Annotated in this window: 34 protein-coding genes; all 34 read left to right on the plus strand. The window is 67.1% G+C overall.

Annotation, left to right across the window (positions count from 1 at the left end):
- Positions 1-101 precede the first annotated feature (101 nt).
- Positions 102-1,217 (plus strand): hypothetical protein, encoded by a 1,116-nt coding sequence (locus ACXNSR_RS23140; RefSeq protein ID WP_458637417.1) that lies wholly within the window; start codon positions 102-104, stop codon positions 1,215-1,217.
- 469 nt (positions 1,218-1,686) lie between these two features.
- The gene (gene rpsJ / locus ACXNSR_RS23145) at positions 1,687-1,995 is read left to right on the plus strand and encodes a 30S ribosomal protein S10 (protein ID WP_003948644.1); all 309 of its coding nucleotides are present in this window, start codon (positions 1,687-1,689) and stop codon (positions 1,993-1,995) included.
- A 14-nt stretch (positions 1,996-2,009) separates the two neighbouring features.
- Positions 2,010-2,654: a 50S ribosomal protein L3 gene (gene rplC / locus ACXNSR_RS23150; protein WP_007265899.1), complete on the plus strand. Its 645-nt coding sequence runs from the start codon at positions 2,010-2,012 to the stop codon at positions 2,652-2,654.
- 4 nt (positions 2,655-2,658) lie between these two features.
- Entirely contained in the window at positions 2,659-3,309 is a 651-nt protein-coding gene (gene rplD / locus ACXNSR_RS23155) for a 50S ribosomal protein L4 (RefSeq protein ID WP_376660051.1), read from the plus strand.
- The gene (rplW, locus tag ACXNSR_RS23160; protein WP_007265901.1) at positions 3,309-3,632 is read left to right on the plus strand and encodes a 50S ribosomal protein L23; all 324 of its coding nucleotides are present in this window, start codon (positions 3,309-3,311) and stop codon (positions 3,630-3,632) included. Before rplD ends, rplW begins: the two co-directional genes overlap by 1 nt.
- 39 nt (positions 3,633-3,671) lie before the next feature.
- On the plus strand, positions 3,672-4,508 hold the full coding sequence (gene rplB / locus ACXNSR_RS23165; RefSeq protein WP_030388860.1) for a 50S ribosomal protein L2: 837 nt from the start codon (positions 3,672-3,674) through the stop codon (positions 4,506-4,508).
- Positions 4,509-4,520: 12 nt separating this feature from the next.
- Positions 4,521-4,802: a 30S ribosomal protein S19 gene (gene rpsS, locus ACXNSR_RS23170; protein ID WP_007265903.1), complete on the plus strand. Its 282-nt coding sequence runs from the start codon at positions 4,521-4,523 to the stop codon at positions 4,800-4,802.
- A 43-nt stretch (positions 4,803-4,845) separates the two neighbouring features.
- Positions 4,846-5,193: a 50S ribosomal protein L22 gene (rplV, locus tag ACXNSR_RS23175; RefSeq protein WP_007265904.1), complete on the plus strand. Its 348-nt coding sequence runs from the start codon at positions 4,846-4,848 to the stop codon at positions 5,191-5,193.
- Entirely contained in the window at positions 5,193-6,035 is an 843-nt protein-coding gene (gene rpsC / locus ACXNSR_RS23180) for a 30S ribosomal protein S3 (protein WP_030230639.1), read from the plus strand. The genes rplV and rpsC overlap by 1 nt, the downstream gene beginning before the upstream one ends.
- Positions 6,036-6,040: 5 nt before the next feature.
- Positions 6,041-6,460, plus strand: coding sequence for a 50S ribosomal protein L16 (gene rplP / locus ACXNSR_RS23185; protein WP_030026326.1), 420 nt, complete (start codon positions 6,041-6,043; stop codon positions 6,458-6,460).
- On the plus strand, positions 6,460-6,684 hold the full coding sequence (gene rpmC / locus ACXNSR_RS23190; protein ID WP_054222532.1) for a 50S ribosomal protein L29: 225 nt from the start codon (positions 6,460-6,462) through the stop codon (positions 6,682-6,684). The genes rplP and rpmC overlap by 1 nt, the downstream gene beginning before the upstream one ends.
- The gene (rpsQ, locus tag ACXNSR_RS23195) at positions 6,684-6,965 is read left to right on the plus strand and encodes a 30S ribosomal protein S17 (RefSeq protein WP_030026328.1); all 282 of its coding nucleotides are present in this window, start codon (positions 6,684-6,686) and stop codon (positions 6,963-6,965) included. The genes rpmC and rpsQ overlap by 1 nt, the downstream gene beginning before the upstream one ends.
- 105 nt (positions 6,966-7,070) lie before the next feature.
- Positions 7,071-7,439: a 50S ribosomal protein L14 gene (gene rplN / locus ACXNSR_RS23200; RefSeq protein WP_003956455.1), complete on the plus strand. Its 369-nt coding sequence runs from the start codon at positions 7,071-7,073 to the stop codon at positions 7,437-7,439.
- A gap of 2 nt (positions 7,440-7,441) precedes the next feature.
- A complete protein-coding gene (rplX, locus tag ACXNSR_RS23205; RefSeq protein WP_150258782.1) occupies positions 7,442-7,753 on the plus strand; it encodes a 50S ribosomal protein L24 in 312 nt (103 codons plus the stop codon).
- Positions 7,753-8,304: a 50S ribosomal protein L5 gene (gene rplE / locus ACXNSR_RS23210; RefSeq protein WP_030388859.1), complete on the plus strand. Its 552-nt coding sequence runs from the start codon at positions 7,753-7,755 to the stop codon at positions 8,302-8,304. The genes rplX and rplE overlap by 1 nt, the downstream gene beginning before the upstream one ends.
- Before the next feature lie 5 nt (positions 8,305-8,309).
- Complete coding sequence (locus ACXNSR_RS23215) at positions 8,310-8,495, plus strand: type Z 30S ribosomal protein S14 (protein ID WP_003956452.1); 186 nt, start codon at positions 8,310-8,312, stop codon at positions 8,493-8,495.
- A 222-nt stretch (positions 8,496-8,717) separates the two neighbouring features.
- Positions 8,718-9,116: a 30S ribosomal protein S8 gene (gene rpsH, locus ACXNSR_RS23220; RefSeq protein ID WP_008739698.1), complete on the plus strand. Its 399-nt coding sequence runs from the start codon at positions 8,718-8,720 to the stop codon at positions 9,114-9,116.
- A gap of 20 nt (positions 9,117-9,136) precedes the next feature.
- Positions 9,137-9,676, plus strand: a complete 540-nt coding sequence (rplF, locus tag ACXNSR_RS23225) for a 50S ribosomal protein L6 (RefSeq protein WP_458637418.1) — start codon at positions 9,137-9,139, stop codon at positions 9,674-9,676.
- 2 nt (positions 9,677-9,678) lie between these two features.
- A complete protein-coding gene (gene rplR, locus ACXNSR_RS23230; protein ID WP_030008471.1) occupies positions 9,679-10,062 on the plus strand; it encodes a 50S ribosomal protein L18 in 384 nt (127 codons plus the stop codon).
- A gap of 45 nt (positions 10,063-10,107) precedes the next feature.
- Complete coding sequence (gene rpsE, locus ACXNSR_RS23235; protein WP_015035588.1) at positions 10,108-10,710, plus strand: 30S ribosomal protein S5; 603 nt, start codon at positions 10,108-10,110, stop codon at positions 10,708-10,710.
- Positions 10,710-10,892 (plus strand): 50S ribosomal protein L30, encoded by a 183-nt coding sequence (gene rpmD / locus ACXNSR_RS23240; protein ID WP_005313525.1) that lies wholly within the window; start codon positions 10,710-10,712, stop codon positions 10,890-10,892. Before rpsE ends, rpmD begins: the two co-directional genes overlap by 1 nt.
- Before the next feature lie 2 nt (positions 10,893-10,894).
- Positions 10,895-11,350 (plus strand): 50S ribosomal protein L15, encoded by a 456-nt coding sequence (gene rplO, locus ACXNSR_RS23245; RefSeq protein WP_030008473.1) that lies wholly within the window; start codon positions 10,895-10,897, stop codon positions 11,348-11,350.
- Between the two features lie 187 nt (positions 11,351-11,537).
- Entirely contained in the window at positions 11,538-12,851 is a 1,314-nt protein-coding gene (gene secY / locus ACXNSR_RS23250; protein ID WP_458637419.1) for a preprotein translocase subunit SecY, read from the plus strand.
- Complete coding sequence (locus ACXNSR_RS23255) at positions 12,851-13,498, plus strand: adenylate kinase (protein WP_301367804.1); 648 nt, start codon at positions 12,851-12,853, stop codon at positions 13,496-13,498. The genes secY and ACXNSR_RS23255 overlap by 1 nt, the downstream gene beginning before the upstream one ends.
- A 103-nt stretch (positions 13,499-13,601) precedes the next feature.
- Positions 13,602-14,453, plus strand: a complete 852-nt coding sequence (map, locus tag ACXNSR_RS23260; RefSeq protein ID WP_189733350.1) for a type I methionyl aminopeptidase — start codon at positions 13,602-13,604, stop codon at positions 14,451-14,453.
- Between the two features lie 138 nt (positions 14,454-14,591).
- Complete coding sequence (gene infA, locus ACXNSR_RS23265; RefSeq protein WP_003956442.1) at positions 14,592-14,813, plus strand: translation initiation factor IF-1; 222 nt, start codon at positions 14,592-14,594, stop codon at positions 14,811-14,813.
- Positions 14,814-14,886: 73 nt separating this feature from the next.
- The gene (gene rpmJ / locus ACXNSR_RS23270; protein WP_003956441.1) at positions 14,887-15,000 is read left to right on the plus strand and encodes a 50S ribosomal protein L36; all 114 of its coding nucleotides are present in this window, start codon (positions 14,887-14,889) and stop codon (positions 14,998-15,000) included.
- Positions 15,001-15,200: 200 nt separating this feature from the next.
- Positions 15,201-15,581 (plus strand): 30S ribosomal protein S13, encoded by a 381-nt coding sequence (gene rpsM / locus ACXNSR_RS23275; protein WP_030710357.1) that lies wholly within the window; start codon positions 15,201-15,203, stop codon positions 15,579-15,581.
- 54 nt (positions 15,582-15,635) lie between these two features.
- Positions 15,636-16,040, plus strand: a complete 405-nt coding sequence (rpsK, locus tag ACXNSR_RS23280; RefSeq protein ID WP_003956432.1) for a 30S ribosomal protein S11 — start codon at positions 15,636-15,638, stop codon at positions 16,038-16,040.
- A gap of 151 nt (positions 16,041-16,191) precedes the next feature.
- Positions 16,192-17,214, plus strand: coding sequence for a DNA-directed RNA polymerase subunit alpha (locus ACXNSR_RS23285; protein WP_007265920.1), 1,023 nt, complete (start codon positions 16,192-16,194; stop codon positions 17,212-17,214).
- 106 nt (positions 17,215-17,320) lie between these two features.
- Positions 17,321-17,785, plus strand: a complete 465-nt coding sequence (gene rplQ / locus ACXNSR_RS23290; RefSeq protein ID WP_215023458.1) for a 50S ribosomal protein L17 — start codon at positions 17,321-17,323, stop codon at positions 17,783-17,785.
- Between the two features lie 88 nt (positions 17,786-17,873).
- Positions 17,874-18,725 (plus strand): tRNA pseudouridine(38-40) synthase TruA, encoded by an 852-nt coding sequence (gene truA, locus ACXNSR_RS23295; RefSeq protein ID WP_458637420.1) that lies wholly within the window; start codon positions 17,874-17,876, stop codon positions 18,723-18,725.
- A gap of 57 nt (positions 18,726-18,782) precedes the next feature.
- Positions 18,783-20,411: an ABC-F family ATP-binding cassette domain-containing protein gene (locus ACXNSR_RS23300; RefSeq protein WP_458637421.1), complete on the plus strand. Its 1,629-nt coding sequence runs from the start codon at positions 18,783-18,785 to the stop codon at positions 20,409-20,411.
- Positions 20,412-20,481: 70 nt separating this feature from the next.
- The gene (locus ACXNSR_RS23305) at positions 20,482-21,777 is read left to right on the plus strand and encodes a glycosyltransferase family 87 protein (RefSeq protein ID WP_458637422.1); all 1,296 of its coding nucleotides are present in this window, start codon (positions 20,482-20,484) and stop codon (positions 21,775-21,777) included.
- Positions 21,778-21,820 lie beyond the last annotated feature (43 nt).

Genomic DNA, 21,820 nt, shown 5'->3' on the forward strand with positions numbered 1-21,820 from the left:
ATGATCGGACCGGGGCCGGACACCAGTAGCATCCGGCCGGTCGGACAAGATCTCCGACCGTCACAACAGGGGTCGGGGACGCGGGGGGACGGGGCAGGGGCATGGGGAACAACGACCGGAACGACGACAACGGCGGGGGAGCGGGCGTCTCCGACGAGGAATGGCGCCGGTTCCAGGAGGACGCCGCCATAGGAACGGGCGCGGCGCCGAGGGAGCCCTCCGCACGGGCGCGGATGGTCACCGAGCGGCTGCGAGCGACGCAGGGCCAGGAGCCGCCGGGGTGGCGCACCGGGCCCGCCTGGCAGCAGCGCAGGCGCCCGGGGCGGCTGGGGGCCGCCGTGGCCGTCGTACTGATCGCCGGGATGGCGCTGATCGCCGTACGGCCCGAGCTGGTGATCGACCGGATCGCCGGCAAGGCGGAGGCCCGCCAGGAGGCGAGGAACGCCGCGCCGCTGCCCGCGGAGTCCGTCCGCCCGACCGAGCCGCCGCCGTCGCTGCCGCCGGACCGGCCGACTCTGCAGGAACCTTTCCGCGGGTCCCCGGCCCTCCAGTGGGCCGACGGGGCCGCCGGCATCGAGGTCCCCGAGGCCGCGGCCGTCGGCGGGATGTCGAAGCAGCAGGTCGCGGACGCGCTGGAGAAGGCCAGGCAGTTCCTGATCGCGGCCAACCTCGACCCGGCGACCCTGCGCGGGGAGCGGCCGACCGCCGCCCTGGCGATCCTGGACCCGCGGCAGCCGGAGGTCCCGCAGCGGCTGGAGGAGTCCCTGGCGAAGCCCACCGCGGAGAACACCCCGGCGCTGCTCTTCACCCGCTTCGACCAGACGAAGGTCAAGCCGGTCGGAGACGTCGTCAAGGTGCGCGGCAGCATGCGGGCGGAAGAGGGTGAGCCAGGTGAGCTGCTCGTGGTGACGGACTACACCTTCGTCCACCCCATGACGAACGGCGGCACGGAGGTGCAGCGCACCATCGTGCGCCGGCAGATCACCCTGAGCCTGCTCGACCCGGCCCGCTGGGAGACCACCCGGGGCCGGTTCCAGCTGCGCCAGTACGTCTCGGAGTGGTCGAACGTCGGCTGCGAGGCCGCGGACGGCTTCCTGCACCCGGACTTCCCCCGGGAGGCTGCGCAGGGGCCCGCGCCCACCGGGCCGGCCGTGGATCCGTACGACCGCAGCAGGGACATCAAGGGCGAAGGGTGTGGGACGGTCACCCGCTCCTGACCGGGGAGCAGCCCCGCCGGGCGAGGCGCGTGGTGCAGTTTGACCACTCAGCGTGGCGGGGTATTCTCTTCGGCCCGATTGGCCAGGTACGTGCCTCGTATGGCAGACTACTCAAGTTGCTCGGCTGAGTGCCGATGCTGCGCGCCTCCCGCCGGGAGGACCGGAAGCGAGTCCCACAGTACTCGTCGTCCTTAATCTGCCTCTCGGGGCAGCAATGAGGGCGGACGTACGGGAATCTTCTGGGAAGTGTCAGCACGGTGCCCACCAGGCACTCGGTGGGTGTTTCTCCCCCGAATCGCGGTCACTGGGACCGTACCCCCTTGGACGAGGGAATTTCCGTATGGGAATTTTCTGTAGAGGGAGTGCGACACGCCCGACCGCGTGGGTCGGAGGAGAGGCCGCGGGATCCGTCCCGCAGCCGACCGGGAGCCAGAGCGTTTCCACATAGAGACAGGACTACGGAGTAGCCATGGCGGGACAGAAGATCCGCATCCGGCTCAAGGCCTACGACCACGAGGTCATCGACTCCTCGGCGAAGAAGATCGTCGAGACGGTGACCCGCACTGGTGCGTCGGTCGCGGGCCCGGTGCCGCTGCCCACTGAGAAGAACGTGTACTGCGTCATCAAGTCGCCGCACAAGTACAAGGACTCGCGCGAGCACTTCGAGATGCGCACGCACAAGCGCCTGATCGACATCCTCGACCCGACGCCCAAGACCGTTGACTCGCTGATGCGCCTGGACCTTCCGGCCGGCGTTGACATCGAGATCAAGCTCTGAGAGGCGTCGAGAAGATGGCAAAGCAGATCAAGGGCGTCCTGGGCGAGAAGCTCGGCATGACCCAGGTCTGGGACGAGAACAACCGTGTCGTCCCGGTGACCGTGGTCAAGGCCGGACCCTGCGTCGTTACCCAGGTCCGTACGAACGACATCGACGGCTACGAGTCGGTCCAGATCGCCTTCGGCGAGATCGACCCGCGCAAGGTGAACAAGCCCCTCAAGGGCCACTTCGCCAAGGCCGACGTGACCCCCCGCCGCCACCTGGTGGAGCTCCGCACCTCCGACGCCAGCGAGTACACGCTCGGCCAGGAGATCACTGCTGAGGTGTTCGAGTCCGGCGTCAAGGTTGACGTCACGGGCAACAGCAAGGGCAAGGGCTTCGCCGGTGTCATGAAGCGGCACAACTTCCGGGGCCTCGGCGCCGGTCACGGTGTGCAGCGCAAGCACCGCTCCCCCGGTTCGATCGGTGGCTGCGCCACCCCTGGGCGTGTCTTCAAGGGCATGCGCATGGCCGGTCGCATGGGTAACGAGCGTGTCACCACCCAGAACCTGACCATCCACGCGGTTGACGCGGAGAAGGGTCTGCTCCTCATCAAGGGCGCGGTCCCCGGTCCGAACGGCGGCCTCGTCCTGGTCCGTACCGCGGCCAAGGGGGCTTGAGGTAATGAGCACCATTGACATCCTTTCGCCGGCAGGCGACAAGGCCGGTACCGTCGAGCTCCCCGCGGAGATCTTCGACGCCAAGACCAGCGTTCCGCTGATCCACCAGGTCGTTGTCGCTCAGCTGGCTGCTGCCCGTCAGGGCACGCACAAGACCAAGACCCGTGGCGAAGTCCGTGGTGGTGGCCGCAAGCCGTACCGCCAGAAGGGCACCGGCCGCGCCCGTCAGGGTTCGACCCGCGCTCCGCAGTTCGCCGGCGGTGGCGTCGTCCACGGCCCGCAGCCGCGTGACTACTCGCAGCGGACCCCGAAGAAGATGAAGGCCGCCGCCCTCCGCGGTGCCCTCTCGGACCGTGCGCGTCACTCCCGCATCCACGTCGTCACCGGCGTGGTCGAGGGTGCCGCCTCCACCAAGGCCGCCAAGACGCTGTTCGGCAAGATCTCGGAGCGCAAGAACCTGCTCCTGGTCGTCGACCGCAGCGAAGAGGCCTCGTGGCTGTCCGCCCGCAACCTGCCCCAGGTTCACATCCTGGAGCCGGGCCAGCTGAACACGTACGACGTGATCGTCTCTGACGACGTGGTCTTCACTCAGGCCGCTTTCGAGTCCTTCGTGTCTGGCCCCAAGGCCGATGAGACCGAAGGGAGCGACGCCTGATGTCTGAGGCGACCGTTACCAGCAAGACCTTCACCGACCCGCGCGACCTGCTGATCAAGCCGGTCGTCTCGGAGAAGAGCTACGCGCTGCTGGACGAGAACAAGTACACGTTCATCGTCGCGCCCGGCGCCAACAAGACCCAGATCAAGCAGGCCGTGGAAGCGGTCTTCTCGGTCAAGGTCACCGGGGTCAACACGATCAACCGTCAGGGTAAGCGCAAGCGCACCAAGACCGGTTTCGGCAAGCGTGCCAACACCAAGCGCGCCATCGTGACCCTTGCCGAGGGCAACCGTATCGACATCTTCGGCGGCCAGGCCTCCTAACGGAGGTCTAGTCGTCCGGAATCGGACGAGGACTGAGAAATGGGTATCCGCAAGTACAAGCCGACGACCCCGGGCCGTCGTGGCTCCAGCGTCGCCGACTTTGTCGAGATCACGCGGTCCACGCCGGAGAAGTCGCTGGTTCGCCCTCTGCACAGCAAGGGCGGCCGTAACAACACCGGCCGGATCACCGTTCGCCACCAGGGTGGCGGACACAAGCGCGCCTACCGTGTGATCGACTTCCGTCGTCACGACAAGGACGGCGTGCCGGCCAAGGTCGCGCACATCGAGTACGACCCCAACCGCACCGCGCGCATCGCGCTGCTGCACTACGCCGACGGCGAGAAGCGCTACATCATCGCGCCGCGCGGTCTGCAGCAGGGTGACCGGATTGAGAACGGCCCCACGGCCGACATCAAGCCCGGCAACAACCTGGCGCTCCGCAACATCCCGGTCGGTACCACGATCCACGCGATCGAGCTCCGTCCCGGTGGCGGCGCCAAGTTCGCGCGTTCGGCCGGTGCCTCCGTGCAGCTGCTGGCGAAGGAGGGCGTGATGGCCCACCTCCGCATGCCGTCGGGCGAGATCCGTCTCGTCGACGCGCGCTGCCGCGCCACGGTCGGCGAGGTCGGCAACGCCGAGCAGTCGAACATCAACTGGGGCAAGGCCGGCCGTATGCGCTGGAAGGGCGTTCGCCCGTCCGTCCGCGGTGTCGCGATGAACCCGGTTGACCACCCGCACGGTGGTGGTGAGGGCAAGACCAGCGGTGGTCGCCACCCGGTCTCCCCGTGGGGTCAGAAGGAGGGTCGTACTCGCTCGCCGAAGAAGGCTTCGAGCAAGTACATCGTCCGCCGCCGCAAGACGAACAAGAAGCGCTAGGAGCGGGTTTAGATGCCGCGCAGTCTCAAGAAGGGGCCCTTCGTCGACGACCACCTCGTAAAGAAGGTGGACGCCCAGAACGAAGCCGGCACCAAGAACGTCATCAAGACCTGGTCCCGTCGCTCGATGATCATCCCCAGCATGCTGGGTCACACCATCGCGGTGCACAACGGCAAGACCCACGTCCCGGTGTTCGTCACCGAGTCGATGGTCGGCCACAAGCTCGGCGAGTTCTCGCCGACTCGCACCTTCCGCGGCCACGTCAAGGACGACCGGAAGTCGAAGCGCCGCTAAAGGCGGGGTGGTTACGACTATGACTTACACCGAAGGGACAACCATGGAAGCCAGGGCCCAGGCGCGGTACATCCGCGTCACGCCCATGAAGGCCCGCCGCGTGGTGGACCTTATCCGTGGCATGGATGCCACGGAGGCTCAGGCGGTCCTGCGTTTCGCCCCGCAGGCCGCGAGCGTGCCGGTTGGCAAGGTGCTGGACAGCGCCATCGCCAACGCCGCACACAACTACAACCACCCGGACGCCTCCACGCTGGTCATCAGCGAGGCGTACGTGGACGAGGGCCCGACCCTGAAGCGGTTCCGTCCGCGTGCCCAGGGCCGTGCCTACCGGATCCGCAAGCGGACCAGCCACATCACCGTGGTCGTCAGCAGCAAGGAAGGTTCCCGGTAATGGGCCAGAAGGTAAACCCGCACGGGTTCCGACTCGGCATCACCACCGACTTCAAGTCGCGTTGGTACGCCGACAAGCTGTACAAGGACTACGTCAAGGAAGACGTCGCCATCCGTCGGATGATGACGTCCGGCATGGAGCGCGCCGGCATCTCGAAGGTTGAGATCGAGCGCACCCGTGACCGCGTGCGTGTGGACATCCACACCGCTCGTCCGGGCATCGTCATCGGCCGCCGTGGCGCCGAGGCCGACCGCATCCGCGGTGACCTCGAGAAGCTCACGGGCAAGCAGGTCCAGCTGAACATCCTCGAGGTCAAGAACCCCGAGCTCGACGCTCAGCTGGTTGCCCAGGCCGTTGCCGAGCAGCTCTCCTCCCGCGTCTCCTTCCGTCGTGCCATGCGCAAGAGCATGCAGGGCACGATGAAGGCCGGCGCCAAGGGCATCAAGATCCAGTGCGGCGGCCGTCTCGGCGGCGCCGAGATGTCCCGCTCCGAGTTCTACCGCGAGGGTCGTGTGCCGCTGCACACGCTGCGCGCGAACGTGGACTACGGCTTCTTCGAGGCCAAGACCACCTTCGGCCGTATCGGTGTGAAGGTCTGGATCTACAAGGGCGACGTCAAGAACATCGCCGAGGTTCGCGCCGAGAACGCTGCGGCCCGTGCGGGTAACCGCCCGGCCCGTGGCGCGCAGGGCGCTGGCGACCGTCCCGCCGGCCGTGGTGGCCGTGGTGGCGAGCGCGGCGGCCGTGGTGGCCGCAAGCCGCAGCAGGCTGCTGGTGTCGAGGCCCCCAAGGCCGACGCTCCCGCCGCCGCTCCGGCCGAGAGCACCGGAACGGAGGCCTGACCGACATGCTGATCCCTCGTAGGGTCAAGCACCGCAAGCAGCACCACCCGAAGCGCCGCGGTATGGCCAAGGGCGGTACTGAGGTCTCGTTCGGCGAGTACGGCATCCAGGCGCTGACCCCGGCGTACGTGACGAACCGCCAGATCGAGGCGGCTCGTATCGCGATGACCCGCCACATCAAGCGTGGCGGCAAGGTCTGGATCAACATCTACCCGGACCGCCCGCTCACGAAGAAGCCCGCCGAGACCCGCATGGGTTCCGGTAAGGGTTCTCCCGAGTGGTGGATTGCCAACGTGCACCCGGGTCGGGTCATGTTCGAGCTGTCCTACCCGAACGAGAAGATTGCTCGTGAGGCGCTCACCCGCGCTGCTCACAAGCTTCCGATGAAGTGCCGGATTGTTCGGCGCGAGGCAGGTGAGTCGTGATGGCGACGGGAACCAAGGCGTCCGAGCTGCGTGAGCTCGGTAACGAGGAGCTCGTTGGCAAGCTGCGCGAGGCCAAGGAAGAGCTGTTCAAGCTCCGCTTCCAGGCGGCCACGGGTCAGCTCGAGAACAACGGCCGGCTCAAGTCCGTCCGTAAGGACATCGCTCGCATCTACACCCTGATGCACGAGCGTGAGCTCGGTATCGAGACGGTGGAGAACGCCTGATGAGCGAGAAGAACGTGACTGAGACGAACGAGCGCGGTTTCCGCAAGACCCGTGAGGGTCTCGTCGTCAGCGACAAGATGGACAAGACCGTCGTCGTCGCTGTCGAGGACCGTGTGAAGCACGCGCTGTACGGCAAGGTCATCCGCCGTACGAACAAGCTCAAGGCTCACGACGAGCAGAACGCTGCCGGCGTCGGCGACCGCGTCCTCATCATGGAGACGCGTCCGCTGTCGGCGAGCAAGCGCTGGCGCATCGTCGAGATCCTCGAGAAGGCCAAGTAAGCACCTGAGGGGTTCCCCTTAGGTTCGTTCCGCCAGGCTCGGTGGGGGCGACGCTCTCCGGAGTGAAGCCCCCGCCGGGAACCGGCAGACAAACAGGAGATAGACGTGATCCAGCAGGAGTCGCGACTGCGTGTCGCCGACAACACTGGTGCCAAGGAGATCCTTTGCATCCGTGTTCTCGGTGGTTCCGGTCGCCGCTACGCGGGCATCGGTGACGTCATCGTCGCCACCGTCAAGGACGCGATCCCCGGTGGCAACGTGAAGAAGGGTGACGTCGTCAAGGCGGTCATCGTTCGCACCGTCAAGGAGCGCCGCCGCCAGGACGGCTCGTACATCCGCTTCGACGAGAACGCCGCCGTCATTCTGAAGAACGACGGCGACCCTCGCGGCACCCGTATCTTCGGCCCCGTGGGCCGTGAGCTGCGCGAGAAGAAGTTCATGAAGATCATCTCGCTCGCGCCGGAGGTGCTGTAAGCATGAAGATCAAGAAGGGCGACCTGGTCCAGGTCATCACCGGTAAGGACAAGGGCAAGCAGGGCAAGGTCATCGTTGCCTTCCCCGCTGAGAACCGTGTCCTCGTCGAGGGTGTCAACCGGGTCAAGAAGCACACGAAGGCTGCGCAGAACCAGGCCGGTGGCATTGTGATCACCGAGGCCCCGGTCCACGTCAGCAACGTTCAGCTGGTTGTGGAGAAGGACGGCAAGAAGGTCGTCACCCGCGTCGGCTACCGCTTCGACGACGAGGGCAACAAGATCCGCGTTGCCAAGCGGACGGGTGAGGACATCTGATGGCTACCACTCCGCGTCTCAAGACGAAGTACCGCGAGGACATCGCGGGCAAGCTGCGTGAGGAGTTCTCCTACGAGAACGTCATGCAGATCCCCGGCCTCGTGAAGATCGTGGTCAACATGGGTGTGGGCGACGCCGCCCGCGACTCCAAGCTGATCGACGGCGCCATCAAGGACCTGACGACGATCACCGGTCAGAAGCCGGCCGTCACGAAGGCCCGCAAGTCCATCGCGCAGTTCAAGCTGCGCGAGGGTCAGCCGATCGGCTGCCACGTCACCCTCCGTGGTGACCGCATGTGGGAGTTCCTGGACCGTACGCTGTCGCTCGCGCTGCCGCGTATCCGTGACTTCCGTGGTCTGTCGCCGAAGCAGTTCGACGGCCGTGGTAACTACACCTTCGGTCTCACGGAGCAGGTCATGTTCCACGAGATCGACCAGGACAAGATCGACCGTACCCGGGGTATGGACATCACCGTGGTCACCACGGCGACCAACGACGACGAGGGCCGTGCCCTCCTTCGTCACCTCGGCTTCCCCTTCAAGGAGGCGTAAGCGAGATGGCGAAGAAGGCTCTCATCGCGAAGGCTGCCCGCAAGCCCAAGTTCGGTGTGCGTGCGTACACCCGCTGCCAGCGCTGCGGTCGTCCCCACTCCGTGTACCGCAAGTTCGGCCTGTGCCGCGTCTGCCTTCGTGAGATGGCTCACCGTGGCGAGCTGCCGGGCGTGACCAAGAGCTCCTGGTAATTCCCTTCCGTCCGTAAGGACTTGGGAAGTTCCAGAGACTCTCGGTAAGCATCTGGTCGGTGGGTGCCCAGCTCCGCATGCCGTAGGCTTGTGGGGTTGGGCGTCCGCCGCCCTATCGACTTACTACGCCGTAGGTCCCCGCACCGCACCCGTCCCGCCACTGAGTGGGGAGAGGGATGGCGCATACAGGAAACCCCGGCGAGAGAGGCCGAAGGCCACTTCATGACCATGACTGACCCGATCGCAGACATGCTGACCCGTCTGCGTAACGCTAACTCGGCGTACCACGACTCCGTCGTGATGCCGCACAGCAAGATCAAGTCGCACATCGCAGAGATCCTCAAGCAGGAGGGTTTCATCACCGGCTGGAAGGTCGAGGACGCCGAGGTCGGCAAGAACCTCGTCCTCGAGCTGAAGTTCGGGCCGAACCGTGAGCGCTCCATCGCGGGCATCAAGCGGATCTCGAAGCCCGGTCTGCGCGTGTACGCGAAGTCCACCAACCTGCCGAAGGTGCTCGGCGGCCTGGGCGTGGCGATCATCTCCACGTCGCACGGTCTGCTCACCGGCCAGCAGGCAGGCAAGAAGGGCGTAGGTGGGGAAGTCCTCGCCTACGTCTGGTAGTCGGGAACGGAGGAAAAGCAATGTCGCGAATCGGCAAGCTCCCCATCCAGGTTCCCGCCGGTGTGGACGTCACCATCGATGGCAGCACGGTTTCGGTGAAGGGCCCCAAGGGTTCCCTGAGCCACACCGTTAAGGCTCCCATCGCCGTCGCCAAGGGCGAGGACGGCGTTCTGAACGTCACCCGTCCGAACGACGAGCGTCAGAACAAGGCCCTGCACGGCCTGTCCCGCACGCTGGTGGCGAACATGATCACCGGTGTGACCACGGGATACGTCAAGGCTCTCGAGATCAGCGGTGTCGGTTACCGTGTCCTGGCGAAGGGCTCCGACCTGGAGTTCCAGCTGGGTTACAGCCACCCGATCCTGGTGGAGGCGCCCGAGGGCATCTCCTTCAAGGTCGAGTCGCCGACCAAGTTCACGGTCGAGGGCATCGACAAGCAGAAGGTCGGCGAGGTCGCCGCCAACATCCGCAAGCTGCGGAAGCCCGACCCGTACAAGGCCAAGGGTGTCAAGTACGCCGGCGAGGTCATCCGCCGCAAGGTCGGAAAGGCTGGTAAGTAGCCATGGCATACGGTGTGAAGATCGCCAAGGGCGACGCGTACAAGCGCGCTGCCAAGGCTCGCCGCCACATCCGCATCCGCAAGAACGTCTCGGGTACGGCGGAGCGTCCGCGCCTCGTCGTGACGCGTTCGAACCGCAACATCGTTGCTCAGGTCATCGACGACCTCCAGGGCCACACCCTGGCGTCGGCGTCGACCCTGGACGCTTCGATCCGCGGTGGCGAAGGCGACAAGAGCTCGCAGGCCCAGGCTGTCGGCGCGCTCGTCGCCGAGCGTGCCAAGGCTGCGGGTGTCGAGACCGTCGTGTTCGACCGCGGTGGCAACCGATACGCCGGGCGCATTGCCGCTCTGGCTGACGCCGCCCGCGAAGCCGGGCTGAAGTTCTAAGCCCCGGTTCCGGGACTCACGGACGTAACAGAGAGAGGTAATCCAATGGCTGGACCCCAGCGCCGCGGAAGCGGTGCCGGTGGCGGCGAGCGGCGGGACCGGAAGGGTCGCGACGGTGGCGCTGCCGCCGAGAAGACCGCTTACGTTGAGCGCGTTGTCGCGATCAACCGTGTCGCCAAGGTTGTCAAGGGTGGTCGTCGCTTCAGCTTCACCGCGCTCGTCGTGGTGGGTGACGGTGACGGCACCGTAGGTGTCGGTTACGGCAAGGCCAAGGAAGTTCCCGCGGCCATCGCCAAGGGCGTCGAGGAAGCCAAGAAGAACTTCTTCAAGGTTCCCCGCATCCAGGGCACCATCCCGCACCCGATCCAGGGCGAGAAGGCGGCCGGCGTTGTCCTGCTGAAGCCTGCTTCCCCCGGTACCGGTGTTATCGCCGGTGGCCCGGTGCGCGCCGTTCTGGAGTGCGCCGGCGTTCACGACATCCTGTCGAAGTCGCTCGGCTCCGACAACGCGATCAACATCGTGCACGCGACCGTGGAGGCCCTCAAGGGCCTGCAGCGTCCCGAGGAGATCGCGGCTCGCCGTGGTCTGCCCCTCGAGGACGTCGCCCCCGCGGCTCTGCTTCGTGCGCGTGCTGGGGCGGGTGCGTAATGGCTCGCCTCAAGATCACGCAGACGAAGTCGTACATCGGTAGCAAGCAGAACCACCGCGACACGCTGCGTTCGCTCGGGCTCAAGCGCCTGAACGACGTCGTCGTCAAGGAGGACCGCCCCGAGTTCCGCGGAATGGTGCACACCGTCCGCCACCTCGTGACGGTTGAGGAGGTTGACTAATCATGGCTGAGAACAGCCCGCTGAAGGCCCACAACCTCCGTCCCGCCCCCGGCGCCAAGACCGCGAAGACCCGTGTCGGTCGTGGTGAGGCGTCGAAGGGTAAGACGGCCGGTCGTGGTACGAAGGGCCAGAAGGCCCGTTACCAGATCCCGCAGCGCTTCGAGGGTGGGCAGATGCCCCTCCACATGCGCCTGCCGAAGCTCAAGGGCTTCAAGAACCCGTTCCGCACCGAGTTCCAGGTCGTGAACCTGGACAAGCTCGGTGCCCTCTACCCCGAGGGTGGAGAGGTCACGGTGGCCGACCTGGTCGCCAAGGGCGCGGTTCGCAAGAACAGCCTCGTCAAGGTCCTGGGCCAGGGCGAGATCTCCGTGGCGCTGCAGGTTTCGGTTGACGCCGTCTCCGCCTCCGCCAAGGAGAAGATTGCCGCTGCCGGCGGCACCGTCACCGAGCTCGTCTAAGACGATTTCAGTGGCTGAATAGCTCGAAACCCGACCGGGGATGCCTCACATATGGGGCATCCCCGGTCGGTCGTTCCACGGAAGGCACACTCGCCGGTAAGGTGGCGTGCACCTTTGCTTTGTCGTATTCGTCGATCCCTCAGACCGTCACCTCTGACGCAGTAGCGCGGGGGTCGCAGGAGGCACCGTGCTCACCGCGTTCGCCCGGGCGTTCAAGACGCCCGACCTGCGCAAGAAGCTGCTCTTCACGCTCGGCATCATCGTGCTGTTCCGGCTCGGGTCCCATGTACCGGTACCCGGCGTGAGCTACAAGAACGTTCAGATCTGTGTCGAGCAGGCAGGCAACAGCAGTGGGCTGTTCGGCCTGGTCAACATGTTCAGCGGCGGTGCGCTGCTGCAGATCACGATCTTTGCGCTCGGCATCATGCCGTACATCACGGCGAGCATCATCCTGCAGCTGCTGACCGTGGTCATCCCGAAGCTGGAAACCCTCAAGAAAGAGGGACAGTCCGGCACGGCGAAGATCACTCAGTACACGCGCTATTTGACGGTTGCCCTTGCGATCCTGCAGGGCACCGGCCTCGTCGCCACCGCCCGCACCGGTGCCCTTTTCGGGACCTGCCCGGTCGGCCGCGAGATCGTTCCGGACCGGTCGATCTTCACCACGGTCGTCATGGTGATCACCATGACCGCCGGTACCTGCGTGGTCATGTGGCTCGGTGAGCTCATCACCGACCGCGGCATCGGCAACGGCATGTCGATCCTCATGTTCATCTCGATCGCCGCCGGCTTCATCGGCGCCCTCTGGCAGATCAAGCTCCAGGGCAAGATCGCGGACGGCTGGGTCGAGTTCGGCGTGGTCATCCTGGTCGGCCTCGCGATGGTGTGCCTGGTGGTCTTCGTCGAGCAGGCGCAGCGCCGGATCCCGGTCCAGTACGCGAAGCGCATGATCGGTCGCCGTGCGTACGGCGGTACCTCGACCTACATCCCGCTCAAGGTGAACCAGGCGGGCATCATCCCCGTCATCTTCGCCTCGTCGCTGCTCTACATCCCGGCGCTGGTCGTGCAGTTCAGCGGGTCCACCGCGGGCTGGGCCACCTGGATCCAGAAGCACTTCGTCAAGGGCGACCACCCGTACTACATCGCGGCCTACTTCCTCCTGATCGTCTTCTTCGCGTTCTTCTACGTGGCGATCTCGTTCAACCCCGAGGAAGTTGCAGACAACATGAAGAAGTATGGTGGGTTCATCCCGGGCATCCGCGCCGGTCGGCCCACCGCCGAGTACCTCAGCTACGTACTCAACCGGATCACCTGGCCGGGGTCGCTGTACCTGGGTCTCATCGCTCTTGTGCCGACGATGGCGTTGGCCGGCTTCGGAGCGAACCAGAACTTCCCGTTCGGCGGGACGAGCATCCTGATCATCGTGGGTGTGGGTCTGGAAACCGTGAAGCAGATCGAGAGCCAGCTCCAGCAGCGTAATTACGAAGGGTTCCTCCGCTGATGCGAATCGTCCTCGTTGGACCGCCCGGTGCGGGCAAGGGAACGCAGGCCGCGTTCCTCGCCAAGAACCTGTCGATTCCGCACATCTCCACGGGTGACCTGTTCCGGGCCAACATCAGCCAGGGCACCGATCTGGGCAAGCAGGCGAAGGCGTACATGGACGCCGGCGACCTGGTTCCCGACGAGGTGACCATCGGCATGGCCAAGGACCGTATGGAGCAGCCGGACGCCGTGAACGGCTTCCTGCTCGACGGGTTCCCGCGCAACGTCTCGCAGGCCGAGGCGCTCGACGTGATGCTCCAGGCCGAGGGCATGAAGCTCGACGCCGTCCTCGACCTGGAGGTCGAGGAGGACGAGGTCGTCAAGCGGATCGCCGGTCGGCGGATCTGCCGCAACGACTCCTCGCACGTCTTCCACGTGACCTACGCCCCGGCGAAGGCCGAGGGCGTCTGCGACACCTGCGGCGGCGAGCTGTACCAGCGCGGCGACGACTCCGAGGCCACCGTCCGCAACCGGCTGGAGGTCTACCACACGCAGACCGAGCCGATCATCGACTACTACAAGGCCCAGGGCCTGCTGGTGACCATCCCGGCCCTCGGTGAGGTCGCGGACGTCACGAAGCGCGCGATGGACGCCCTCAAGAAGTAGTAACTCTTCGTGTGCAGGTACGGCCGCGGTGTCCCCGGGACATCGCGGCCGTACTGTTGAGAAGACCCGAACAACGCAGATCCGAAGGTGGAAGGCATTTCCCATGGTCCAGATCAAGACCCCCGAGCAGATCGCGAAGATGCGCGAGGCAGGGCTGGTCGTCGCGGCGATCCACGCTGCGACCCGTGAGGCGGCCGTACCGGGCGCCACGACGCGTGATCTGGACATGGTGGCCCGCAAGGTCATCGCGGACGCCGGGGCGAAGTCGAACTTCCTCGGTTACGGCGGCTTCCCCGCGACGATCTGCACCTCGGTGAACGAGGTCGTCGTCCACGGCATCCCGGACGACAAGACCGTCCTCAAGGACGGCGACATCATCTCGATCGACGCGGGCGCGATCGTGGACGGCTGGCACGGCGACGCCGCGTACACCGCCTTCGTGGGCACCGGGCACGCCCCTGAGCTCGTGGAGCTGTCCCGGGTGACCGAGGAGTCCATGTGGGCCGGTATCGCCGCCATGAAGCTCGGCAACCGCCTCGTGGACATCTCCAAGGCGATCGAGACGTACATCAAGCGCCAGCCCCGCCCCTCCACCGGTGAGCACAGCCTCGGCAAGTTCGGGATCATCGAGGACTACGGCGGCCACGGCATCGGGTCCGAGATGCACATGGACCCGCACCTGCTGAACTACGTCTCGCGCAAGCGGGGCAAGGGGATCAAGCTGGTTCCGGGCCTCTGCCTGGCGATCGAGCCCATGGTCTCCCTGGGAACCGCCCAGACGGAGGTCCTTTCGGACGACTGGACGGTCATCACGACGGACGGCACCTGGTCCTCGCACTGGGAGCACTCCATCGCGCTGACGGAGGCCGGTCCCATCGTCCTGACCAGCCCGGACTGCGGCAAGGCGAAGCTGGCGGAGTACGGGGTCACCACGGCTCCGGACCCCCTCGGTTAATGATCTAGACTCTGGGGCAAACTTTCCGGATTCGTCTTTCTGGGTGCCCTGACGTAGACTGACTCGTCGGCTCTCGTGCACTTCCATGTCTGCATGGCGCACGGAGCCGATCAAGGTAGCCGATTCGAAAGGCGAAGCGTGGCCAAGAAGCAAGGTGCCATCGAAATCGAGGGCACCGTGATCGAGTCCCTCCCGAACGCCATGTTCAAGGTGGAACTCCAGAACGGTCACAAGGTCCTCGCGCACATCAGCGGCAAGATGCGTATGCACTACATCCGCATCCTCCCCGATGACCGGGTCGTTGTGGAGCTGTCTCCGTACGACCTGACGCGTGGCCGGATCGTCTACCGATACAAGTAGATCTTGCTCTCACTCCTGCCTGGGCGTCCGTCCCGGTGCGGGTGGTGGCACTGACCCGGAGAACCTCACCAACATGAAGGTCAAGCCGAGCGTCAAGAAGATCTGCGACAAGTGCAAGGTGATCCGCCGTCACGGCCGGGTCATGGTCATCTGCGACAACCTGCGCCACAAGCAGCGCCAGGGCTGACGCACGCCGACCGACCTGCCTTCCGCAGTTCTTCGCGCGACGTAAGAAAACGTACATACGCAGAACCCGCCCAGCCCTGCACGGGGCCGGCGGTACCTCCGGCGGGGGCCGGGGACCCGGGCGTACCATCACCCACTTCGGGGTGGTCGGCGGTCGGGGTCGGTTCTGCTGAAGACCCCCGAACACACAGGAGCCATTGAATGGCACGCGTTTCCGGTGTTGACATCCCGCGCGAAAAGCGCGTGGAGATCGCACTCACCTACGTCTTCGGTATCGGGCGCACCCGGTCCAAGGAGATCCTCGCCTCCACCGGCGTGAACCCGAACACCCGCGTTCGTGACCTGGCCGAAGAGGACCTGGTCAAGATCCGCGAGTACGTGGACGCCAACCTCCGTACCGAGGGTGACCTCCGCCGCGAGATCCAGGCCGACATCCGTCGCAAGGTCGAGATCCAGTGCTACCAGGGTATCCGCCACCGTCGCGGCCTCCCGGTGCACGGTCAGCGCACCAGCACGAACGCGCGTACCCGCAAGGGCCCGCGTCGCGCGATCGCCGGTAAGAAGAAGCCGGGCAAGAAGTAGTCCTGTTCAGCGGTCTTGCGCTGTAGGACCGACCACCTCCCGTAGGAGATTTAGATGCCCCCCAAGGGTCGTCAGGGCGCTGCCAAGAAGGTGCGCCGCAAGGAAAAGAAGAACGTCGCTCACGGGCACGCCCACATCAAGAGCACGTTCAACAACACCATCGTTTCGATCACGGACCCGTCCGGCAACGTGATCTCCTGGGCCTCCGCCGGCCACGTCGGCTTCAAGGGCTCGCGCAAGTCCACCCCCTTCGCCGCGCAGATGGCCGCCGAGTCGGCCGCCCGTCGCGCGCAGGAGCACGGCATGCGCAAGGTTGACGTCTTCGTGAAGGGTCCGGGCTCCGGCCGCGAGACCGCGATCCGCTCCCTCCAGGCCACCGGCCTCGAGGTCGGCTCGATCCAGGACGTCACCCCCACCCCGCACAACGGCTGCCGCCCGCCGAAGCGCCGCCGCGTCTGACGCAGCGGACGCACCTGTGCGTTCTTGAGTGTCCGGGCGGTACGACCCCTTCGGGGGACGTGCCGCCCGTACCCTTGCAGTAGCCGTACCCCCGGTACGGCATCCCGTCGGGCGTCAAATAGTGGGCGTCCACGAATGAAGGAACACAGACATGCTTATCGCTCAGCGTCCTTCGCTGACCGAAGAGGTCGTCGACGAGTACCGCTCGCGGTTCGTGATCGAGCCCCTGGAGCCGGGCTTCGGTTACACCCTCGGCAACTCCCTGCGCCGTACCCTCCTGTCCTCCATCCCGGGTGCCGCTGTCACCAGCATCCGCGTGGACGGCGTCCTGCACGAGTTCACCACCGTGCCGGGCGTCAAGGAAGACGTCACCGACATCATCCTCAACATCAAGCAGCTGGTCGTCTCCTCGGAGCACGACGAGCCGGTCGTGATGTACCTGCGCAAGCAGGGTCCCGGCCTGGTCACCGCTGCTGACATCGCGCCCCCGGCCGGTGTCGAGGTGCACAACCCGGACCTGGTCCTCGCCACGCTCAACGGCAAGGGCAAGCTGGAGATGGAGCTGACCGTCGAGCGCGGTCGCGGCTACGTCTCCGCCGTCCAGAACAAGCAGCTGGGCCAGGAGATCGGCCGCATCCCGGTCGACTCCATCTACAGCCCGGTCCTCAAGGTCACCTACAAGGTCGAGGCGACCCGAGTCGAGCAGCGCACCGACTTCGACAAGCTGATCGTCGACGTCGAGACCAAGCAGGCCATGCGCCCGCGTGACGCCATGGCGTCCGCCGGTAAGACCCTGGTCGAGCTGTTCGGTCTGGCGCGCGAGCTCAACATCGACGCCGAGGGCATCGACATGGGCCCGTCCCCCACGGACGCCGCCCTGGCCGCCGACCTGGCGCTGCCGATCGAGGAGCTCGAGCTCACGGTCCGCTCGTACAACTGCCTCAAGCGCGAGGGCATCCACTCCGTGGGTGAGCTCGTCGCCCGCTCCGAGGCCGACCTGCTCGACATCCGCAACTTCGGTGCGAAGTCGATCGACGAGGTCAAGGCGAAGCTGGCCGGCATGGGCCTGGCCCTCAAGGACAGCCCGCCCGGATTCGACCCGACCGCCGCCGCCGACGCCTTCGGCGCCGACGACGACGCGGACGCCGGTTTCGTCGAGACCGAGCAGTACTGAGAAAGCTTGCGGGGGGCTCACGCCCCCCGCACCCACCCTCTTGCGACCGCTTGGGGGAACTGACACCGGTACCTGACACGGCCGGTGCAGATTTGAAGGAGTAACAATGCCGCGTCCCGCTAAGGGTGCCCGCCTGGGCGGTTCCGCCGCGCACGAGAAGCACCTGCTCGCGAACCTCGCGAAGGCGCTCTTCGAGCACGGCCGCATCACCACCACCGAGGCCAAGGCCCGTCGCCTGCGTCCCTACGCCGAGCGTCTGGTCACCAAGGCCAAGAAGGGCGACATCCACAACCGTCGCCTGGTGCTGCAGACGATCACGGACAAGAGCATCGTGCACACGCTGTTCACCGAGATCGCCCCGCGCTACGAGAACCGCCCCGGTGGTTACACGCGCATCACCAAGATCGGCAACCGTCGTGGCGACAACGCCCCGATGGCGGTCATCGAGCTGGTCGAGGCCCTGACGGTCGCCCAGCAGGCCACTGGTGAGGCCGAGGCCGCCACCAAGCGCGCCGTGAAGGAGGCGGAGGCCGCCGAGGCTCCCGCCGCCGAGGAGACCAAGGAGGCCTGATCCCTCCCGGGATCACGCTGAAAAGGCTCTGAACGGGCCCGCCCCTCTCCGGGGCGGGCCCGTTCTGCATGTCTGAGAGGATTCAGGGGTGAGTGACGAGGTGGAGCCCGGGCACGTCCGGGTGCGGCTGGACCTGTCGTACGACGGCAAGGACTTCTCGGGCTGGGCCAAGCAGCGCACGCTGCGCACCGTCCAGGGCGAGCTGGAGAGTGCCCTGCAGACCGTGATGCGGCTGAAGGACCCGGTCGAGCTGACCGTGGCCGGGCGTACGGACGCGGGCGTGCACGCCCGCGGACAGGTCGCCCAGTTCGACATCGCCGACGAGGTGTGGGCCGAGCACCACGACAAGCTGCTGCGCCGCCTCGCGGGCCGGCTGCCGCACGACATCCGGGTGTGGAAGGTCGCCGAGGCCCCCGAGGGCTTCAACGCGCGTTTCTCGGCCATCTGGCGCCGTTACGCCTACCGCGTCGGTGACCACCAGGGCGGCGTCGACCCGCTGCGCCGCGGGCACGTGCTGTGGCACCAGTGGCCGCTCGACGTGGACGCCATGAACGAGGCCGCCGCCCCGCTGCTCGGCGAGCACGACTTCGCCGCGTACTGCAAGAAGCGCGAGGGCGCCACGACCATCCGCACCCTCCAGCAGCTCAGCTGGGAGCGCGCCGAGGACGGGATCGTCACGGCGACCGTCCGCGCCGACGCCTTCTGCCACAACATGGTCCGCTCGCTGGTGGGCGCCCTGCTGCACGTCGGCGACGGGCACCGGCCCACCGACTGGCCCGGCAAGGTGCTGGCGGCCGCGGTACGGGACTCCTCGGTGCACGTGGTCAAGCCGCACGGCCTGACCCTGGAGGAGGTCGGCTACCCCGCGGACGAGCTGCTGGCCGCCCGCAGCAAGGAAGCGCGCAACATGCGGACCCTGCCGGCCGCCGGCTGCTGCTGAGCGCTCCCGGCGGCGTCCGGCTAATCCGTTTGGGCGGATCGGCGCCGGACCGGGACAATGCGCGGCATGGGACATCTCGAAGCCAGCCACCTGGAGTACTACCTTCCCGACGGGCGGGTACTGCTTCCTGACGTCTCCTTCCGCGTGGGGGAGGGGTCGGTCGTCGCGCTCGTCGGGGCGAACGGGGCCGGCAAGACCACTCTGCTGAAGATGATCTCCGGCGAGCTCCAGCCGCACGGCGGCGGGATCACCGTCTCCGGCGGCCTCGGTGTGATGTCGCAGTTCGTGGGCTCGGTGCGGGACGAGACGACCGTTCGGGACCTGCTGGTCTCGGTGGCCCAGCCGCGCATCCGGGAGGCCGCGAAGGCCGTGGACCGCGCCGAGCAGCTGATCCTGACGGTGGACGACGAGGCCGCCCAGATGGCCTACGCGCAGGCGCTGAGCGACTGGGCGGACGTCCAGGGGTACGAGGCGGAGACCCTGTGGGACGTCTGCACCATGGCCGCGCTGGCGATCCCGTACGACTCCGCGCAGTTCCGCGAGGTGCGCACGCTGTCGGGCGGTGAGCAGAAGCGCCTCGTCCTGGAGGCGCTGCTGCGCGGGCCCGACGAGGTGCTGCTGCTCGACGAGCCGGACAACTACCTGGACGTCCCCGGCAAGCGCTGGCTGGAGGAGCAGCTGAAGGCCACCCGCAAGACGGTGCTCTTCGTCTCCCACGACCGGGAGCTGCTGACCCAGGCCGCCGAGAAGATCATCAGCCTGGAGGCGAGCCCGACGGGCTCCGACGTCTGGGTGCACGGCGCCGGCTTCGCCACCTACCACGACGCCCGCAAGGAGCGCTTCGCGCGCTTCGAGGAGCTCAAGCGGCGCTGGGACGAGGAGCACGCGCGGCTGAAGGCGCTGGTGCTGCGGCTGCGCAACCAGGCCGCGAGCAGCCCCGACATGGCCTCGCGGTACCGCGCGATGCAGACCCGCTTCCAGAAGTTCGAGGAGGCCGGCCCGCCGCCGGAGCCGCCGCGGGAGCAGGACATCAAGATGCGGCTCAAGGGCGGGCGCACGGGCGTGCGCGCCCTGACCGTGGAGAACCTGGAGCTGACGGGCCTGATGAAGCCCTTCTCCCTGGAGGTCTTCTACGGGGAGCGGGTCGCGGTCCTCGGTTCGAACGGTTCGGGCAAGTCGCACTTCCTGCGGCTGCTGGCCGGTGAGGACGTCAAGCACACCGGTGACTGGAAGCTGGGCGCACGGGTGGTTCCCGGCCATTTCGCGCAGACCCACGCCCACCCGGAGCTCTTCGGGCGGACCCTCGTCGACATCCTGTGGACGGAGGCGGCGAAGCCGCTGGGGCAGGCGATGGGGGCGCTGCGCCGGTACGAGCTGGAGCGCCAGGGCGACCAGCCGTTCGAGAAGCTCTCGGGCGGTCAGCAGGCGCGTTTCCAGATCCTGCTGCTGGAGCTGGCGGGCACCACGGCGCTGCTGCTGGACGAGCCGACGGACAACCTCGACCTGGAGTCGGCGGAGGCGCTGCAGGACGGACTGGAGGCGTACGACGGCACTGTGCTGTGCGTCACGCACGACCGCTGGTTCGCGCGCACATTTGACCGTTACCTGGTCTTCGGTTCGGACGGTGTTGTGCGGGAGACTCAGGAACCCGTCTGGGACGAACGTAGGGTCGAACGCAAGCGCTAGGGGGAGCCCGTGGCCCCCTCGGTCGAGTGAGGGGCAGGGCGTCGTGGGGCTGCGGCCTAGCATCTGGCTGATGAAGTGGGAGAACCAGGTCGTCGGGAACCGGGATGCCGGGGACGGGGGCACGGGCGGCGGGGGGAGCGGGAGCAGGCTGATCGGCTGGCTGCTGCAGCCGGCCGCCCGGTCCTGGCAGGTGGTCTCCCTCGCGGTGCTCCTCGGGATCGCCGTCTCCACGAGCCTGCGGGCGAACTGGGGCTCCGACAACGCGTTCGTGGTCAAGGCCGCGGAGACGCTGCTGGCGGGCGGGTCCCCGTACGAGGACAAGCGCTTCCTGTACCTGCCCAGTGCCGTGCTCATGGCGGTCCCCGAGGCGCTGCTGCCGCGCGAGGTGCTGCGGTGGGTGCTGCCGCTCGGGATGTCGGGGCTGCTGGGCATCGGCTGGCTCGCCGCGCTGCGGATATTCGCGGTGCCGCTGCGCTCGCGCCTCGCGGTCGGCGGCTTCGCCGTGTTCGCCCTCGTCTACAAGCCGTACATCAACCTCGTGCTGATCGGGAACTGGACCGCCATCTCGGCGGCCGCCCTGCCGGTGGCGCTGCTGCTCGCGCAGCGGCACCGGTGGGGGTCGGCCGGGCTGGTGGTGGGGCTCGCGATCGCGTGCAAGCCGATGCTCGTGCCGCTCGGGCTGCTCTTCCTGGTCGCCCGGCGGTGGCGGGCGCTGGCCGCGGCCGTGCTGGTGCCGCTGGGGTTCTCGCTGGCCGGCGCGCTGGTGATGCCGAGCCCGTCGCTGTTCTTCACCAAGACCCTGCCCTTCCTGCTCCAGGGGCAGGATTCGTACGCGCTGCCGTGGGACGCCTCGCCGATCGCCGTGCTGCCGCGGCTGGGCGTGCCGGCGCCGCTGGCGGTGCTGGTGGCGTTCGCGGGGGCCGGGGCGGGCCTGTGGGCGGCCTGGGTGCGGTGGCGCCGGGAGGACGCCGACGGGGGCGAGCTGCGCCTGGTGGAGACGGCCTGCATGGTGATGCTCGCCGCATTCCTGGTGTCGCGGCCGTCCTTCGACCACTACCTGCTGGTGGTCCTGCCGCTGCTGATGGCCTCGGTGGTGCGGCCGGACGCGGCGGCGCGTTCGCCCTGGTTCTGGGCGGTGCTGGGGCCCCAGGTGGCGGGCATTCCGTGGCCGTCGGAGCTGGAGGCCAAGCGGCGCGCCTTCAAGGACTGCGCCACCCTGTGCGGGCTGGCCTTCGTGCTGGCGCGTCGTGCGCTGCGCCCGGGACGGGTTACTCTGGAGCCCGTAACAACTGCGGGGTCCCCACCCAGGACCGAACCGGAGTGCGCCGCGACGCCAGCAGAATCGGCTTCGCGGACCGCGTTTTGACCCGTATGGGTCTGCTTGGGTATCCTGCTGGTTTGTTATGCGT

This window comes from Streptomyces sp. NC-S4 (assembly GCF_054353315.1).